Annotated in this window: 15 protein-coding genes; 11 read left to right on the top strand and 4 right to left on the bottom strand. The window is 69.2% G+C overall.

What is annotated here, in order from left to right:
* Positions 1-33 precede the first annotated feature (33 nt).
* Positions 34-819 carry a topoisomerase DNA-binding C4 zinc finger domain-containing protein gene (locus EPL04_RS00095; RefSeq protein WP_134668300.1) on the bottom strand — a complete coding sequence of 262 codons (786 nt, stop codon included), beginning with the start codon at positions 817-819 and terminating at the stop codon, positions 34-36.
* A gap of 116 nt (positions 820-935) precedes the next feature.
* On the opposite strand from EPL04_RS00095, the gene EPL04_RS18510 reads away from it, so the two are divergent.
* From EPL04_RS18510 to EPL04_RS00105, 3 genes are all read left to right on the top strand, one after another.
* A complete protein-coding gene (locus EPL04_RS18510) occupies positions 936-1,109 on the top strand; it encodes a hypothetical protein (protein WP_167599376.1) in 174 nt (57 codons plus the stop codon).
* An 81-nt stretch (positions 1,110-1,190) separates the two neighbouring features.
* A complete protein-coding gene (locus EPL04_RS00100) occupies positions 1,191-1,835 on the top strand; it encodes an HAD family hydrolase (protein ID WP_245154503.1) in 645 nt (214 codons plus the stop codon).
* Between the two features lie 69 nt (positions 1,836-1,904).
* Positions 1,905-4,259 (top strand): DEAD/DEAH box helicase, encoded by a 2,355-nt coding sequence (locus EPL04_RS00105; protein WP_134668302.1) that lies wholly within the window; start codon positions 1,905-1,907, stop codon positions 4,257-4,259.
* On the opposite strand, the gene EPL04_RS00110 is transcribed toward EPL04_RS00105, so the two are convergent.
* Entirely contained in the window at positions 4,256-5,653 is a 1,398-nt protein-coding gene (locus tag EPL04_RS00110) for an MATE family efflux transporter (protein WP_134668304.1), read from the bottom strand. The two genes, EPL04_RS00105 and EPL04_RS00110, sit on opposite strands and share 4 nt — an antisense overlap.
* A 169-nt stretch (positions 5,654-5,822) precedes the next feature.
* Here EPL04_RS00110 and EPL04_RS00115 point away from each other — a divergent pair, with 169 nt between their 5' ends.
* The gene (locus tag EPL04_RS00115; RefSeq protein WP_134668305.1) at positions 5,823-6,455 is read left to right on the top strand and encodes a class II aldolase/adducin family protein; all 633 of its coding nucleotides are present in this window, start codon (positions 5,823-5,825) and stop codon (positions 6,453-6,455) included.
* A gap of 8 nt (positions 6,456-6,463) precedes the next feature.
* On the opposite strand, the gene EPL04_RS00120 is transcribed toward EPL04_RS00115, so the two are convergent.
* On the bottom strand, positions 6,464-6,784 hold the full coding sequence (locus EPL04_RS00120; protein WP_134668307.1) for a DUF378 domain-containing protein: 321 nt from the start codon (positions 6,782-6,784) through the stop codon (positions 6,464-6,466).
* A gap of 224 nt (positions 6,785-7,008) precedes the next feature.
* Between EPL04_RS00120 and lipA the strand changes: the two genes are divergently transcribed.
* The 4 genes from lipA (at position 7,009) to EPL04_RS00140 (ending at position 11,951) form a co-directional block, all read left to right on the top strand.
* Entirely contained in the window at positions 7,009-7,977 is a 969-nt protein-coding gene (lipA, locus tag EPL04_RS00125; RefSeq protein ID WP_134668309.1) for a lipoyl synthase, read from the top strand.
* Between the two features lie 314 nt (positions 7,978-8,291).
* A complete protein-coding gene (gene pdhA / locus EPL04_RS00130) occupies positions 8,292-9,401 on the top strand; it encodes a pyruvate dehydrogenase (acetyl-transferring) E1 component subunit alpha (protein WP_134668311.1) in 1,110 nt (369 codons plus the stop codon).
* A 2-nt stretch (positions 9,402-9,403) separates the two neighbouring features.
* Positions 9,404-10,405 (top strand): alpha-ketoacid dehydrogenase subunit beta, encoded by a 1,002-nt coding sequence (locus EPL04_RS00135; protein ID WP_134668313.1) that lies wholly within the window; start codon positions 9,404-9,406, stop codon positions 10,403-10,405.
* A 1-nt stretch (position 10,406) separates the two neighbouring features.
* The gene (locus EPL04_RS00140; RefSeq protein WP_134668315.1) at positions 10,407-11,951 is read left to right on the top strand and encodes a 2-oxo acid dehydrogenase subunit E2; all 1,545 of its coding nucleotides are present in this window, start codon (positions 10,407-10,409) and stop codon (positions 11,949-11,951) included.
* A 203-nt stretch (positions 11,952-12,154) separates the two neighbouring features.
* On the opposite strand, the gene EPL04_RS18515 is transcribed toward EPL04_RS00140, so the two are convergent.
* Positions 12,155-12,394, bottom strand: coding sequence for a hypothetical protein (locus EPL04_RS18515; protein ID WP_167599377.1), 240 nt, complete (start codon positions 12,392-12,394; stop codon positions 12,155-12,157).
* Between the two features lie 72 nt (positions 12,395-12,466).
* On the opposite strand from EPL04_RS18515, the gene ilvA reads away from it, so the two are divergent.
* The 3 genes from ilvA to lpdA all read left to right on the top strand — a co-directional run bounded on the left by ilvA (position 12,467) and on the right by lpdA (position 16,035).
* On the top strand, positions 12,467-13,684 hold the full coding sequence (gene ilvA / locus EPL04_RS00150) for a threonine ammonia-lyase (protein ID WP_134668316.1): 1,218 nt from the start codon (positions 12,467-12,469) through the stop codon (positions 13,682-13,684).
* Positions 13,685-13,857: 173 nt separating this feature from the next.
* Positions 13,858-14,514, top strand: a complete 657-nt coding sequence (locus EPL04_RS00155; protein ID WP_134668318.1) for a lactate utilization protein — start codon at positions 13,858-13,860, stop codon at positions 14,512-14,514.
* A gap of 96 nt (positions 14,515-14,610) precedes the next feature.
* The gene (gene lpdA / locus EPL04_RS00160) at positions 14,611-16,035 is read left to right on the top strand and encodes a dihydrolipoyl dehydrogenase (protein ID WP_134668320.1); all 1,425 of its coding nucleotides are present in this window, start codon (positions 14,611-14,613) and stop codon (positions 16,033-16,035) included.
* Positions 16,036-16,083 lie beyond the last annotated feature (48 nt).

The raw sequence follows: 16,083 nt of genomic DNA on the forward strand, positions 1-16,083 counted from the left end.
TCGCGGCGCTTTCGGTCGGGCGGACTCGGACGGCTACTCCCCGTTCCGTGTGGCTCGGCTCGTCGCCGGGGGGCGTTCGCACTCGGCGTCGAGACACCGCGAGCCGGCCGGACCGCTCGCGCCGTCACCGACTCGGACCCGCGGTAGTCCGCACTCGCAGTCGCCGACTACCTCGCGGTCCGGGAGTCCGAACGTCGCGTCGCAGTCGGGGTAGCGCTCACAGCCCAGAAACAGGGTTCGCTCGCGCAACACACGGAGGTCGCCGCCGCAGTCTGGGCAGGCCCACTCGCGGTCGAACCGGTCGCGCACCGCGTCGTCGAGGCGTTCGCAGTCGCGGTCGACACAGAGTTCGAACCGGTCGCCGCGATCGACCGCCATCTCCGGCAGGCCACACTCGCAGGTGGTTTCGAGTACGACGGCGTCCCGCGGGAGTCCGTGGTCGACCTCGCAGTCGAGACACGTCACGGCGCCGCGAGCGCGCACGAGTCGGCCGTCACACGCCGGACAGCCACCCACCGGTACGCCCGCCGCGGTGGCGTCGTGGCTGGCGCGGTCGCCGTCGCCGTGGGCCTCGACCCGGAGGCGGTCGCGGTCCTTGACCGCGACGAGCGCGAACTCGCCGTCGGGACCCTGCTCGCGGTGGACCGCGTCCGCGCGGGTGAGCCACGCGACGGGCTGGTAGCCCGCCGCGTCGTGGACGAGCACGGTGCCGTCGGGCTTGTGGACCACGACGACGCGCCCGCGCTGGCGGCGGGGGTCGTCGTCCGAGCGGTAGATCGTCGTACAGTCGCCGGCGTAGACGCGAACTGAGTCGGTCACAGACGTGGGTGGTCCCGGCCTGTGATTTAAACGTTCGCGCGCCCCGACGCGTCCGGGCCGCCGTCCCGGTCGCTCGCGACGGGCGTTTTTTATGCCCACAGTGTCATACGGCTGATATGGTCTCTCGCGACACGAAAGAAACCGCCCTGCTCGTGGCCGGCGGAGTCGTCGGCTTCCTCGTCGCCAACGCGCTCGGCGCGCCGAGCGCCGTGGCGTGGGGGATCTTGATCGGCGTCGGCGGCGTCGGTCCCACGGTCCGCGACGAGTGGCGCCGCCGCCAAGACGCCTGACGTTCCCTGTCGGCTCTCGATCCGTCACGGTCGGCGCGACGGCGCAGAAAGCATATTCCGATCGACGCCGTCGGTCCGACCGTGCAACCAACGGCCGTGCTGTTCGACATGGACGGCGTCGTCGTCGACTCCGAGCGCTACTGGGTCGACATCGAAGAGACCCGGATCTACCCAGCGGTGGTCGAGGGATCGGTCGACGCCGAGGAGACAACCGGGATGAACTTCCGGGAGATCTACGACTACCTCGACGAACACTACGAGACGACCGTCGACAAGTCGGCGTTCGTCGAACGCTACGAGGAGGCGGCCCGGGACCTCTACGGCGAGCGGGTCGACCTGATGGACGGCTTTCGGGGGCTCGCTTCGGATCTCCGGGCGGACGACCGCCGGCTCGCGCTCGTCTCGTCGTCGCCGCCCGACTGGATCGATCGCGTCCTCGATCGGTTCGACGTCCGGGCGGCCTTCGACGAGGTGGTCAGCGCCGAGGAGATCGACGGCCCGAGCAAGCCCGATCCGGGCGTCTACGAGTACGCGGCCGAGCGCGTCGGCGTCGACCCCGTCGACTGCGTCGCGGTCGAGGACTCGGAGCACGGCGTCCAGTCCGCGAGCGCGGCCGGGATGTCCGTGGTGGGCTACCGCAACCGCTCGGGCGCCGACCTCGACCTCTCGGCGGCCGACGCGGTGGCCGACTCGCCCGACGACCTCCGGGCGATCCTGTTCGAGTAATCCGGCCCTCCGGCGCCGCGTCCGCCCAGAGAGAAACGCCTTTGCCCTCCCCGCCCCGTGAACTCAACGATGGAAGTCGCCGAGGTCGTCCCCGAGTTCGCCGAGGCGTTCCCGTTCGAGGAGTTCAACCGGATGCAACGGGAGGTGTTGCCCGCGCTCCTCGAAACCGAGGAGAACGTGGTCGCGAGCGCGCCGACCGCGAGCGGTAAGACGGCGCTGGCGGAGCTGGCGATCTGCCGGACGCTGGAGGCGGGCGGGACCGCGCTGTTCGTTGCGCCGATGCGCGCGCTCACCAACGAAAAAGAGAGCGAGTGGGAGCGTTTCGAGGAACTCGGCTACTCGGTGTACGTCGTCACGGGCGAGCGCGACCTCAACCCCCGGCGGGCCGAGCGCGCCGACATCCTCGTGATGACCCCCGAGAAGACCGACTCGGCGACCCGCAAGCACGACTCGCGGCGCTACTCGTTCATCCGGGACGTCGACTGCTGTGTCATCGACGAGGTCCACCTGCTCGACTCCGAGAAGCGCGGGAGCGTCCTCGAAGTCACCATCTCTCGGCTCCGACGGCTCTGTGACCCGCGGGTGGTCGCGCTCTCGGCGACGATGCCCAACGTCTCGGACGTGGCCGCGTGGCTCGACGCCCCGCCGGAGGCGACCTTCGAGTTCGGCGACGACTACCGGCCGGTCGAGCTCCACTCGGGCGTCGAGACCTACACCCACGGCGACAACTCCTTTGCCGACAAGTACCGCCGGCTCTATCGCGCGCTCGACCTCGCCGAACCCCACATCCGGGACGGCGGCCAGTCGCTCGTGTTCGTCTCCTCTCGGCAGGACACGGTGCAGGCCGCCAAGAAGGCCCGCGACGAGATCGCCGAGCGCGACGTTCCGGTCGGGGCGCGGGGCGACTACGACTTTCACACCGACACCAAGGCGCTCCAGAACGAGACGCTCCGCAAGTCGGTCCTCGACGGCGTCGCCTTCCACCACGCCGGGCTCTCGAAGAACGACAAGGACCTCGTCGAGGAGTGGTTCAAGCAGGGCAAGATCCAACTCCTCTTTTCGACGTCGACGCTGGCGTGGGGCGTGAACCTCCCGGCCCGGTGTGTCGTGCTCCGTGACACGAAGCTCCACGACCCGCTCGAAGGCGAGGTGGACATGAGCCCGCTCGACATCCTCCAGATGCTCGGGCGGGCGGGCCGCCCGGAGTACGACGACGTGGGCTACGGCTGGGTCGTCAGCGACCGCTCGGAGGCCGACAAGTACCGCCGGCTCCTCCGGGACGGCAAGGAGATCGAGTCGCGGCTCGCGGCGGACCTCGACGCCCACCTCAACGCCGAGATCGCGATGGGGACCATCAGGGACCTCGGCGACGTGATGGACTGGCTCGAAACGACGTTCTACTACGTCCGCGCCCGGGCCGACCCCGACGCGTACGGCCTCGACGACGTCCACGAGGGGCTCCGCGAGCGAGTCCGGACCGCGCTCGACGGTCTCGAAGCCCGCGGGTTCGTCGAGGTCGGCGAGGACCTCTCGGTGGCGGCGACGCCGCTGGGTCGGCTCGCCTCGAAGTTCTATCTCCGGCTCGAGACCGCCGAGGGGTTCCACGACCTCGCGCAGGCCGAGTCGGTCGGGACCGCCGACGTGCTCCGGACGGTCGCCGACGCCGCGGAGTTCGACAGCGTGAGCGCCCGCCAGTCCGAGCGCGAGGCGGTCGATTCGGTGCTGGTGGGCCGGAAGACCGGCGACCTCGACCCCGGAACCCGGAAGGTGCTCGCGATCCTCCGATCGTCGATGTCGGGCACCACGCCGACCGAACTCCGGAGCGACGCGTGGGTCATCACCCAGAACGCGCTCCGACTGCTGGCGGCGCTGGGCGCCTTCTTCGATCGGTTCGACCGCCCGGCGGCCGCCAACCTCGCGCGCCGGATCGAGGCCCGCATCGACCACGGGGTCAGCGACGACGCGGTCGGGCTCACCGCCATCGACGGCGTGGGATCGGGCCGAGCGAGCAAGCTCGCCACCGAGGGTATCGCGACGCCCGCCGACGTGCGCGCGGCGGGCGAAGACGGTCTCGTCGACGCCGGACTCTCGGCCGGCGTGGCGGAGGCCGTCCTCGAAAGCGCCCGCGACTTACCGGCGGTGGACGTCGAGTGGGGGCCGTTCCCCGACTCGGTCCCCCGCGGCGAGAACGACATGCGGGAAGTGACCGTGCACAACGCGGGCGACGGCGCGCAGGCGGGCGTCCGGGTCACGGTCAACGGCGTCGAGATGACCGCGACCGAGACGTACCTCGACGCCGAGACGACCGTCCCGGTCGGCGTGTTCGGCGGGACCGACGACGAGATGGAGTACGAGATCGAGGTCACGTTCCCGGACCTGCCGTTGCTCCCGGTCCGAGACTCCCGGACGGTCCGGGTCGACTAGTCGGCGCTCGCGCCGACCCGGTCGGCCGCCCGGCGCAACATCCCGTTGTTCGTGGTGTAGTAGTAGTAGAGGCCGGCGCCGACCGCGGCCGCGACGTTCGAGAGGGTGACCGCCCAGAAAACCGCGTGGACGCCGTAATCGAACCAGACCGCGCCGACCGCCGCGATCGGGAGCCGGACCGCCCAGTACTGCAGGAGTCCGGCGACCATGCTGACTTTCGTCCGGCGGGCGCCGTTGAAGCCGGCGTTGAACATGTACGTCGCGCCGATGGCCCAGTAGCCAAACACCAGAATCTGGAGGTATTCGACGCTGAGCGCGAGCCCTCGGGCGGAGACGTCCGGCACGAAGAGGGTCACCAGAAGCTCCGGGATCGCCCACTGGACGGCCCCCATCGCGGTCAGTCCGACGGCCGCGATGGCGGCTCCGACCCACGTCGCTCGGCGCGCTCGCAACGGCTGGTCCGCGCCGAGATTCTGGCCGACGACGCTCTGTGCCGCGCCCGAGAGCCCCTGTGCCGGGATGAACGCGACGCTGGCGACTCGCGCGCCGACGGTGTAGGCGGCGACTCCCGCGGCGCCGCCGACGACCGAGACGAGGCCGACGATGACGACCCGAACCGACTGGCTCGCGATCTGCTGGCCGCCCCGCGGGAGCCCAACGTCGAGGATCTCGCGGTACTCCGCCGGATCGAAGCCGATCGACTCGCGGGTGATTGTGTAGCCGTCTCGGCCGCTCACCAGCAATCCGAGTGCGAGCGCGAACCCGGCGGTGTAGCCGACGGCGGTCGCGATCGCGGCCCCCCGGACGCCCATCGCCGCGAACGGGCCCCAGCCGAGGATCAAAAACGGGTCCAGTCCGAGGTTGACGACGACCGCGGTCACGTTGACGTACAGCGCCGCTCGCGAGTCGCCCCAGCCGACGAACCCGCCCTCGATGGCGTCGCTGGCGGCCATGAACGGGAGCGCCAACATCACGGTCCCGAGATACACCGCCGCCTGGGCGGTCACGTCGGGCCCCGACAGCACGAGCGCCATGATCCGGTCGGCGCCGGCGACCACGCCGGCGCCGACCGCCCCGCCGACCGCCAGCGCGAGCGTCAGGCCGTGGAACGCGGCGCGCCGACCGCCAGTGAGGTCGTCGGCGCCGATCCGCTGGGAGACAAGCACTTGCGTCCCGGTGAACGTGACGATCGTCGCGCTGAACACGAGCGCCATCACCGGAATGCTCGCGCCGACCGCGGCGACGGCGTCCTCGCCGAGCCGGCCGACCCAGAACGTGTCGACGACGTTCTGGACGACTTGGACGAGGTTCTGGACGACCAGCGGGGCCGCGAGCACCAGCAGGGCTCGGACGAGCGATCCGTCGGTTATTTCATCTCGGGAAACGTCGAACATCGTTTATTGTAGTTATCCAACGAGAAAAACGCCGGTGTTAGGTATAGGGTTTTCGAAACTTGTCGTCGTGTAACAATGTTCAGAGCCCGGCGGTCGTCGGTGTCGGCGCCCCCGCTCGTCGTCGCTCTCGGTCAGACCGCATATAAGTCTGTCCCGCCTTACTCCACTCATGCTCGGAGCAGAACGCCGTGCGGTCTCGGTCCGCGCCTCGGAACTCGCCGAACTCACGCCCGGTCGCACCGGGAACCTGAGCGTCCGTCGCGAGGACCGCTTTGCCGTCACGCCCACGGGTGTCGCCTACGACCGGATCGACGCCGGCGACGTCCCGGTCGTCGACTTCGAGGGCGACCGGATCGCCGGCGAACTCGCGCCGTCCTCGGAGACGCCGATGCACACCGCGATCTACCGGGAGTTCGGGCCGGGCGCGATCGTCCATACTCACTCGCCGTGGTCCTCGACGCTCGCGATCCTCCACGAACCGATCCCGCCCGTCCACTACATGCTCGCGCTCGCGGGGACCACGGTCCCGGTCGCCGACTACGCCACCTACGGCACGCCGGCGCTCGCCGCGAACGCGGTCGAGGCGATGGAGGCGGCCGACGCCGAGGCGTGTCTGCTCGCCAACCACGGCTTGCTCGCGACCGGCGACGATCTGGACGCCGCGCTCGAAACCGCGGTCAACGTCGAGTACACCGCCCGCATCTACTGTCAGGCGAAGGCGGTCGGCGACCCCGTCGAACTGAGTCCCGACGAGATGGGCGCGGTCGCCGAGAAGTTCGAGGGGTACGGCCAGGAGGAGTGAGTCGGCGCTCAGTGATCGGCGTTCTCCGCGCCCGCGCTCTCGCGGTCGCGGTCGGGGGCGGGTTCGCGGCGCCGGCGTTTGGTTTCGCGTCGGCTCGACCGACCCATCTTGTAGGCCGTGTACAGCAGGTAGACTCCGGACAGGCCGACCAGAACGTAGACGAAGTACTCGACGGTCTCGGCCGGGCCGGGCCTGAAGATGGGCTCGAGCGCCAGCGCGACCACGTTGATCGGATCGCCGGTCAGCCCCGTGAGCCCGAGGATGCCCCACGTCACCGCGCCGAGGATCGCGAACAGCATGGCGAGCCAGTCGAGACCGTTGGTGTGCATGCCGAACGATAGGCGCCCGACGTGCTTTGTTATTCGTCCCTTAGCGTTCGAGAATCACGGAGTACTCCGTTTCACGCTCGTTCCGCCGCCGTCGATCGACCCCAACGCACGTCGTCGCAGGCTCGCCTCACGGATCGGCCGTTTCGGGCCCGGACGTTCGACGAACGTCCAGTCCGGCGTCGAATACCCCATCCTTTTGACGACCGCGGCCCAACGTGGTTCCAATGAGCCGCCGCCGGAAACCCGACTGGCTGAAGACACAGCCGCCCGCCGGGCGGGAGTTCACTGGGATCAAACAGACGCTCCGGGACCACGACCTCCACACCGTCTGTGAAGAGGCAAACTGCCCGAACCTCGGTGAGTGCTGGTCGGGCCGAAGCCGCGGGTCGCAGAACGCCGAGGGCGGGAACTCCGATTCGGGCGGGACGGCGACGTTCATGCTGATGGGCGATCAGTGTACCCGCAACTGCGGCTTCTGCGACGTCGACACCGGCGGGGGCCAGCCGCTGGACCCCGACGAGCCCGCGAACGTGGCGAGCGCGGTGGCCGAGATCGGGCTCGACTACGTCGTGCTCACGTCGGTCGACCGCGACGACCTCGAAGGGCAGGGGGCGGCCCACTTCGCCGAGACCATCCGGGAGATCAAGCGCCGGGACCCCTCGATCCTCGTGGAGGTGCTCATCCCGGACTTCCAGGGTGACGAACGACTGATCCGAAAGATCATCGACGCCGAACCCGACGTGCTCGCTCACAACGTCGAGACGGTCGAGCGCCTCCAGCGCCCCGTCAGGGATCCCCGTGCGGGCTACGACCAGAGCCTCGGCGTGCTCGAACAGGCCGAGCGGGAGTCGGACGTCTACACCAAGACCAGCATCATGCTCGGGGTCGGCGAGTACGACCACGAGGTGTACCAGACGCTGAGCGACCTCCGGGAGATCGACGTCGACATCGTGACCCTCGGTCAGTACCTCCAGCCCTCCCGAGACCACCTCGACGTCTCGGCGTACGTCCACCCTTCGAAGTTCGAGACGTGGCGGCGGGTCGCCGAGGACGAACTCGACTTCCTCTACTGTGCCAGCGGGCCGATGGTCCGGTCGTCGTACAAGGCGGGCGAGCTGTTCGTCGACGCCCTGCTCCGGGACGGGAAGACCGTCGAACAGGCGCGCCGCGAGGCCCGCCGAGCCTCCGTCTGAGCGAGCGACGAAGCGACCCATCGGGGAACTCGAGACCCGCAGTGTCCCGAAGCGACCGAATACCTTAGTGTTCCGAGCGCCTCCCGAAGTTGGCGCAATTTTTGCCGTTTGTCCACCCAGTCCGGAGATACGCGGGTATACGTCTGACGAACGTCTACCATACTCGAAGAAAACTTAGAAACGAACGATTACTCGGCGGAGAATCGGAACTCCGGGTGGAAAGTGACGGGAGAACCATACTTATGGAAAGTTAGTTACGAAAACCCTATAATGCGTGCGGATGACCTATTGAATATGTCAGGATGGGTTCGACCGTGAGCGTCGTACATCGAGACCCCCAGGACCGCGTACAGGTACTGGACGAGGACGGCAACGTCGTCGAGGGCGCGGAGGTCCCCGACCTCTCCGACGACCGGATGGTAGAGATGTACCAGCAGATGCGGCTGGCCCGTCACTTCGACGAGCGGGCGGTCAGCCTCCAGCGCCAGGGCCGGATGGGGACGTACCCGCCGCTGTCGGGCCAGGAGGGCGCACAGATCGGTAGCGCCCACGCGCTCGACGACGGCGACTGGCTGTTCCCGAGCTACCGCGAGCACGGCGCGGCGCTGGTTCGGGGGCTGTCGCTGAAACAGACCCTGCTGTACTGGATGGGCCACGAACAGGGCAATGCCGTCCCCGACGACGCCAACATCTTCACGGTCGCGGTTCCCATCGCGACCCAGATCCCCCACGCGACGGGGGCGTCGTGGGCCTCGAAGCTCAAGGGCGACGACAACGCCTTCCTCTGTTACTTCGGCGACGGCGCCACCTCCGAGGGCGACTTCCACGAGGGACTGAACTTCGCGGGCGTGTTCGACACGCCGTCGGTGTTCTTCTGTAACAACAATCAGTGGGCGATCTCGGTGCCCCGCGAGCGCCAGACCGCCAGCGAGACCATCGCCCAGAAGGCCCAGGCGTACGGCTTCGAGGGCGTGCAGGTCGACGGGATGGACCCCCTCGCGGTGTACAAGGTGACCAGAGACGCCGTCGAGAAGGCCAAAGACCCCGGCGACGACGAGCAACGGCCGACGCTGATCGAGGCGGTCCAGTACCGCTTTGGCGCCCACACCACCGCCGACGACCCGTCGGTGTATCGCGACGACGACGAGGTCGAGCGCTGGAAGCAGAAAGACCCGATCCCCCGGCTGGAGTCGTTCCTGCGCGATCGGGGCGCGCTCGACGACGAGAAGATCGAGACCATCGAACGGGAGAACGAACAACGGGTCGCCGACGCCATCGACGCCGCCGAGGCGGTCGAACGCCCCGACCCCGAGGAGATGTTCGCCCACGTCTACGAGGGGATGCCCGGACGGCTCCAGGAACAGCTGGAGTGGTTCGACCGCGTCCGCGAACAGTACGGCGACGACGCGTTGCTGGAGGACTAACTATGAGCCAGCCAGACTCAGAGCAAGCGACCGAGAACCTCACGCTGGTGCAGGCGGTTCGAGACGGCCTGCACACCGAGATGGAGCGGGACGAAGACGTGCTCGTGATGGGCGAGGACGTCGGCAAGAACGGCGGCGTGTTCCGGGCCACCGAGGGCCTCTACGACGAGTTCGGCGACGATCGCGTGATCGACACGCCGCTCGCCGAATCGGGCATCGTGGGCACCGCGGTCGGGATGGCCGCCTACGGCCTGAAGCCCGTGCCCGAGATCCAGTTTCTCGGATTCATCTACCCCGCGTTCGACCAGATCGTGAGCCACGTCGCGCGCCTGCGCACCCGGAGCCGCGGACGGTTCACCTGTCCGATGGTGATCCGTGCGCCCTACGGCGGCGGGATCCGGGCGCCCGAGCACCACTCCGAGTCGACGGAGGCGTTTTTCGCCCACCAGCCCGGGCTGAAGGTGGTCATCCCGAGCACGCCCTACGACACCAAGGGCCTGCTCGCGTCGGCCATCCGGGACCCCGATCCGGTGATGTTCCTCGAACCGAAGCTCATCTACCGGGCGTTCCGGGGCGACGTGCCGACCGACTCCTACGAGGTGCCGATCGGCGAAGCCGCGGTCCGCCGGGAGGGATCGGACGTCTCGGTGTTTACGTGGGGCGCGATGACCCGGCCGACGCTCGAAGCCGCCGAGCAACTCGAGGGCGAGATCGACGTCGAGGTCGTCGACCTCCGGACGATCTCGCCGCTCGACGAGGAGACCATCGTCGAATCGTTCAAGAAGACCGGGCGGGCCGCGGTGGTCCACGAGGCGCCGAAGTCGGGCGGTCTCGGCGGCGAGATCGCCTCGATTATCCAGGAGGAGGCGCTGTTGTATCAGGAGGCGCCGGTCGAGCGCATCACCGGCTTCGACACGCCGTTCCCGCTGTACGCGCTCGAAGACTACTACCTGCCGGAGCCGGCCCGGATCAAGGAAGGCATCCGCGACGCGGTGAGCTTCTAACATGGTACGCGAATTCAAACTTCCCGACGTCGGCGAAGGCGTCAGCGAGGGCGAGATCGTCACCTGGCTGGTCGAGGAGGGCGACCCGGTCTCGGAGGACCAGCCGGTCGCCGAGGTCGAGACCGACAAGGCGATCGTCGAAGTCCCCTCGCCGGTGAACGGCACGGTGCGGGAGATCATCCCCGCGGAGGGGGAGGTCGTCCCGGTCGGCGACGTCATCATCACCTTCGACGTGGAGGGCGAACCGGTCGAAGACCAGACCGAGGGCGAAGCGAAGCGCGCCGGCGAAGCCGACTCCGAGGCCGACGCCGAACCGACGGCCCCGGACGCCGGCGACTCCGAGGAGGTCTCGACCGGCGAGGGACGGGTGTTCGCCGCCCCGAGCGCCCGCCGACTCGCCCGCGAGCTCGGCGTCGACATCGCCGCGGTCGAGGGCTCGGGCCCGAGCGGTCGCGTGACCGACCGGGACGTGCGCGCCGCCGCCGAATCGGGCGAGAGCTCCGACACTTCAGACGACGGCGCCGACGAGCGCGACGAGGCGCTCGCGGCGGCCGAGGAGCCGGTCGGCGACGACGTCGCGGCGACCCGCGAACAGGGCGCTCAGCCCACGACCGAGGACTTCTCGGCGCCCGCCGAGTCGGCCGACCGCGACCGGACGCTGGCCGCCCCCGCGACGCGGCGGATCGCCGACGAGCGGGGCGTCGACCTGAACGCGGTCCCCGCGACCGAACAGCGCGACGGCGAGGCGTTCGTCACCGAACAGGCCGTCCGGGAGTACGCCGAGGCCCAACAGCGCGCCCAGCGCGCCGACGCCGCGGGATCGCCCGGCGCCGGCGCCGAGTCGGGCGAGCGGGTCGAGCGCGTCCAGTACAAGGGCGTCCGCAAGACCATCGGCGAGGCGATGTCGAATTCGAAGTTCACCGCGCCCCACGTCACCCACCACGACACCGCGGTGGTCGACGAGCTGGTCGCGACCCGCGAGCGGCTCAAGCCCAGAGCCGACGAGCAGGGCATCCGGCTGACCTACATGCCGTTCGTGATGAAGGCGGTCGTCGCGGCGCTCAAGCGCCACCCCAAGCTCAACGCCGAACTCGACGAGGAGGCCGGCGAGATCCTGCGCAAGAACTACTACAACGTCGGGGTCGCGACCGCGACCGACGCCGGCCTGATGGTGCCGGTCGTCGAGAACGTCGACGGGAAGGGCCTGCTCCAGATATCGAGCGAGGTCAACGAACTGGTCCAGAAGGCCCGGGACCGCTCGATCGCCCGCGAGGAGCTACAGGGCTCGACGTTCACCGTCACCAACTTCGGCGCCATCGGCGGCGAGTACGCCACGCCCATCCTCAACCACCCCGAAGTGGGGATCCTCGGCATCGGCGAGCTGAAACAGCGGCCCGTCGTGGAAGACGGCGAGGTCGTGGCGAAGCACACCCTCCCCATTTCGCTGACCATCGACCACCGGATCGTCGACGGCGCCGACGCCGCGGCGTTCGCCAACACGTTCATGGAGTACGTCGAGAATCCCGAACTCCTCTTGCTGGAGTAGGTCGGGATCGCCCGTCTCCGCCCCACCGCGGTCGTCCGGCGAGCACGGAGCGGCCGAGCGCGCACGCTCCGTTCGCGACCCGCGTTCGGGACGCGTCTCGACCACACTGTTATGGCGCAGTCCGCCAAAGGGATACGGGAGATGGGAGACACAGACGCCGACCGCGAACGCGAGCCCGAAAGCGCGGCCCCGCCCGAGTCGTGTCACCGTCGCGGGTGTGAGACCCGCCGGAGTTCGTCGTCCTCGAACGCTACCAAGAGGAGACCGGCCACGGCACCGTCGAGGCGCGGGCCTTCCTGTGTCGAGCACACACCGCCGAGGAGAGCCCCGCGAACCTCGACGCCGCCGCCGGGGACTACGTGTTTCGCGTCGAGCCGGTCTCTCGCCCGGACGACGACGCCGCGTGACCGTCGGGTGAGCGTGGTCGAGGAGCCGACCGACACCGCGACGGGCGACGCGCCCGTCGGCGGGGCGACTGAGAAAGTACTTTAGGTCGCCTCCCGCCACTGGCAAATATGACCGGAGTCACGCTGACCGACGTCGAGGCCGCCCGCGAGCGCTTCGACGAGTCGGTCGTCCAGCGCACCCCGATCGAACGGAGCCGGTCGCTGAGCGAGATGACCGGCGCCGAGGTCGAGCTCAAGATGGAGCACCTCCAGCGCACCGGCTCGTTCAAGACCCGGGGGGCCTCGAACAAGATCAAACAGGTCGTCGAGGCCGGCGACGCCGCCCGGGTCGTGGCCGCGAGCGCGGGCAACCACGCCCAAGGGGTCGCGCTGGCCGCGACCACCGCCGGCGTCGACGCGACGATCGTGATGCCCGAGAACGCCCCGCAGGCGAAGGTCGATGCCACCCGCGAGTACGGCGCGACCGTCGAGCTCCGGGGCCGGGACTTTCAGGGCGCGATGGAGTACGCCGAGTCGCTGACCGAGGCCGACGACACCGCGTTCGTCCACGCCTACGACGACCCCGCCATCGTCGCCGGACAGGGGACCATCGGCCTCGAAATCCACGAGCAACTGCCCGACGTCGACACCGTCGTCGTCCCGATCGGCGGGGGCGGGCTGATCGGCGGCGCCAGCGCCGCGCTGGCCGAACTCGACCCGGAGATCCGCGTGGTGGGCGTCCAGGCCGAGCAGGCCGCGACCGTGCCCGAGAGCCTCGATAAGGGGATTCCGGCCTCGATCGACTCGCCGAAGACGATCGCCGACGGCATCGCCACCGGCGGCATCTCGGAGCTGACGCTCGGACTCATCGACGACCACGTCGACGAGGTGGTGACCGTCAGCGACGACGAGATCGCTCGCGCGGAGCTCGTGTTGCTCGAACGCGCCAAGCAACTGGTCGAGGCCGCTGGAGCGTCGTCGGTCGCGGCGCTGCTCTCGTCCGACCTCGACGTCGCGGACGAGACCGTGGTCCCGGTGTTGTCGGGGGGCAACATCGACATGTCGATGCTCCAGACGGTGCTCACACAGGCGCTGACCGAGCGCAGTCAGCTGGTCCGGCTCCGGATCCGGATCGAGGACCAGCCCGGCGAGATGACCACCCTGTCGGGGCTGATCGGCGACACCGGCGCGAACATCCGGACCGTCCGCCACGACCGGGCGGTCGACGACCTCCGGGTCGGCGAGGCGTACCTCGTCTTTCAGGTCGTCACCAACGGGTCCGGCCACGCCCGGACCATCGTCGAGTCGGTCCGCGAGGCGGGCTACGAAGTCGAGCGCGTGGCGTAAGCGACCCGCCGCGACCCCCGGTAGTTACGGGCGCGTCACCCGGCAACCCCGATGCCGTCTGGCGACGTTCGCGTCCGCGAGCGCTTATGGTGTCGGCGCGAGTACGTCCGGTCGAAGAGCGACGCGTCGCTCGGCTCCGAGAAGTCGAGCCGGCGCGTCCCGGAGATTTACCCATGGAACACGACAAAGCGGCCTACGCGGACGACGTCTCCTACGACGAATCGCTCGACGAACTCCCCACCGACGACGAACTCGAAACGGCGGTCTCGAACCTCGAAGACCGCGGCTTCGGGGTCGTCGTGGTCGACACCGCCGAGGACGCACTGGCGGAGCTCAAATCCCGAATCCCCGAGGGCGCCTCGGTGATGAACGGCCACTCCACGACGCTCGAGGAGATCGGGTTCGACGACTACCTGATGGACGGCGACCACGACTGGCAGAACCTCCACGCGGAGGTCTTCGACATCGACGACGACGCCGAGCGCGCCGCCGCGCGCCGCGAGGCCCAGACGGCCGACTACTTCCTCGGCGGCGTCAATGCCGTCGCCCAGTCGGGCGAACTCGTCGCGGCCGACGCCTCGGGAAGCCGGATCGGCGCCTACCCGTTCGCGGCCGCCAACCTCCTGCTGATCACCGGCGCGAACAAGGTCGTCGACGACCTCGACGCCGCGCTCAACCGCCTCGAGAACGTCGCCTACCCCCTCGAAGACGCCCGCGCCGAGGACGTGTACGGCGCGCCGAGCGCGATCGCCAAACAGCTCATCTACCGCTACGAGAACGACGACGACCGGACGACGGTCGTGCTCGTCCGCGAGTCTCTGGGCTACTGAGTCGGCGGGGCCGGGCCGGCCGTTCGCGGCCGACCGCCCACTCGCCGTCGCAAAACCCGCCTGATTTTTCACCGGGTAGCCCGATTTACCGACCACATGGTCGTCGGAGACATCTCTACGGGCACGGACGTGTTAGTAATCGGCGCGGGACCGGGCGGCTACGTCGCCGCGATCCGGGCGGGCCAGCTCGACCTCGACGTGACGCTGGTCGAGAAAGACGCCTACGGCGGGACCTGTCTCAACTACGGCTGTATCCCGTCGAAGGCGATGATCACGGCCTCGGATCTGGCCCACGAGGCCGGCCACGCCGAGGAGATGGGAATCTACGCAGACCCCGAGGTCGAGATGGGCGAGATGGTCGGGTGGAAAGACGGCGTGGTCGACCAGCTCACCGGCGGCGTCGAGAAGCTCTGTAAGGCCAACGGCGTCGAGCTGATGGAGGGTCGCGCGGAGTTCGCCGGCGAGAACTCCGCGCGCGTCGTCCACGGCGGCGACGGGCAGGGCGCCGAGACCGTCGAGTTCGAACACGCCATCGTTTCGACTGGAAGTCGCCCCATCGAGGTGCCGGGCTTCGACTTCGGCGACGAGCAGGTCCTCGACTCCCGGCAGGCGCTGGCGCTAGAGGCGGTGCCCGAAAGTCTGGTCATCGTCGGCGCGGGCTACATCGGGATGGAGCTGGCGGGCGTGTTCGCCAAGCTCGGGACCGACGTGACCGTCGTCGAGATGCTCGACTCGGTGCTACCGGCCTACGAGGACGACCTCGCGCGCCCGGTCAAGAAGAACGCCGAGTCGCTTGGCGTCGACTTTCACTTCGGCGAGGCCGCCAGCGGCTGGGAGGAGGCCGGCGACGGGATCACCGTCGCGACCGAAGACGAGGACGGCGAGGTCTCGGAGTTCGGCGCCGAGAAGGTCCTCGTGGCGGTCGGCCGCGAGCCCGTCACCGACACCCTCGAACTGTCGAACGCGGGGGTCGAGACGACCGACGCCGGATTCATCGAGACCGACGACCGCGCCCGGTCGAACGTCGAGCACGTCTTCGCGGTCGGCGACGTTGCGGGCGAGCCGATGCTGGCCCACAAGGCGAGCAAGGAGGGGCAGGTCGCCGCCGAGGTCATCGCGGGCGAGCCCGCGGCCCTCGACTATCAGGCGGTTCCCGCCGCGGTGTTCACCGACCCCGAAATCGCCACCGTGGGCCTGACCGAGGCCGAGGCCGACGAGGAGGGCTTCGAGCCGACGGTCGGACAGTTCCCGTTCAACGCCTCGGGACGAGCGCTCACCACCGGCCACGCCGAGGGGTTCGTCCGGGTCGTCGCCGACGAGCCAAGCGGCTTCCTGCTGGGCGCCCAGATCGTCGGGCCGGAGGCCTCCGAACTGATCGCCGAACTCGGATTCGCCATCGAGATGGGCGCGACGCTCGAGGACGTCGCCTCGACCATCCACACCCACCCGACCCTCTCGGAGGCCGTGATGGAGGCCGCCGAGAACGCGCTCGACCACGCGATCCACACGCTGAACCGGTAGGAGCCGCCCGCCGACTCCGCGGATTTCCCCCGACCGTCCGGAGACCGA

This window comes from Halorussus marinus, from assembly GCF_004521895.1.
Lineage (GTDB): Archaea > Halobacteriota > Halobacteria > Halobacteriales > Haladaptataceae > Halorussus > Halorussus marinus.

What these genes read in the sequence shown, in the direction of transcription:
- EPL04_RS18510 (WP_167599376.1), top strand. Translation starts at nt 936, where the DNA reads ATGGTCTCTCGCGACACGAAAGAAACCGCCCTGCTCGTGGCCGGCGGA.
- EPL04_RS00105 (WP_134668302.1), top strand. Translation starts at nt 1,905, where the DNA reads ATGGAAGTCGCCGAGGTCGTCCCCGAGTTCGCCGAGGCGTTCCCGTTC.
- EPL04_RS00110 (WP_134668304.1), bottom strand. Translation starts at nt 5,653, where the DNA reads ATGTTCGACGTTTCCCGAGATGAAATAACCGACGGATCGCTCGTCCGA.
- EPL04_RS00115 (WP_134668305.1), top strand. Translation starts at nt 5,823, where the DNA reads ATGCTCGGAGCAGAACGCCGTGCGGTCTCGGTCCGCGCCTCGGAACTC.
- EPL04_RS00120 (WP_134668307.1), bottom strand. Translation starts at nt 6,784, where the DNA reads ATGCACACCAACGGTCTCGACTGGCTCGCCATGCTGTTCGCGATCCTC.
- lipA (WP_134668309.1), top strand. Translation starts at nt 7,009, where the DNA reads ATGAGCCGCCGCCGGAAACCCGACTGGCTGAAGACACAGCCGCCCGCC.
- EPL04_RS00135 (WP_134668313.1), top strand. Translation starts at nt 9,404, where the DNA reads ATGAGCCAGCCAGACTCAGAGCAAGCGACCGAGAACCTCACGCTGGTG.
- EPL04_RS00140 (WP_134668315.1), top strand. Translation starts at nt 10,407, where the DNA reads ATGGTACGCGAATTCAAACTTCCCGACGTCGGCGAAGGCGTCAGCGAG.
- ilvA (WP_134668316.1), top strand. Translation starts at nt 12,467, where the DNA reads ATGACCGGAGTCACGCTGACCGACGTCGAGGCCGCCCGCGAGCGCTTC.
- EPL04_RS00155 (WP_134668318.1), top strand. Translation starts at nt 13,858, where the DNA reads ATGGAACACGACAAAGCGGCCTACGCGGACGACGTCTCCTACGACGAA.
- lpdA (WP_134668320.1), top strand. Translation starts at nt 14,611, where the DNA reads ATGGTCGTCGGAGACATCTCTACGGGCACGGACGTGTTAGTAATCGGC.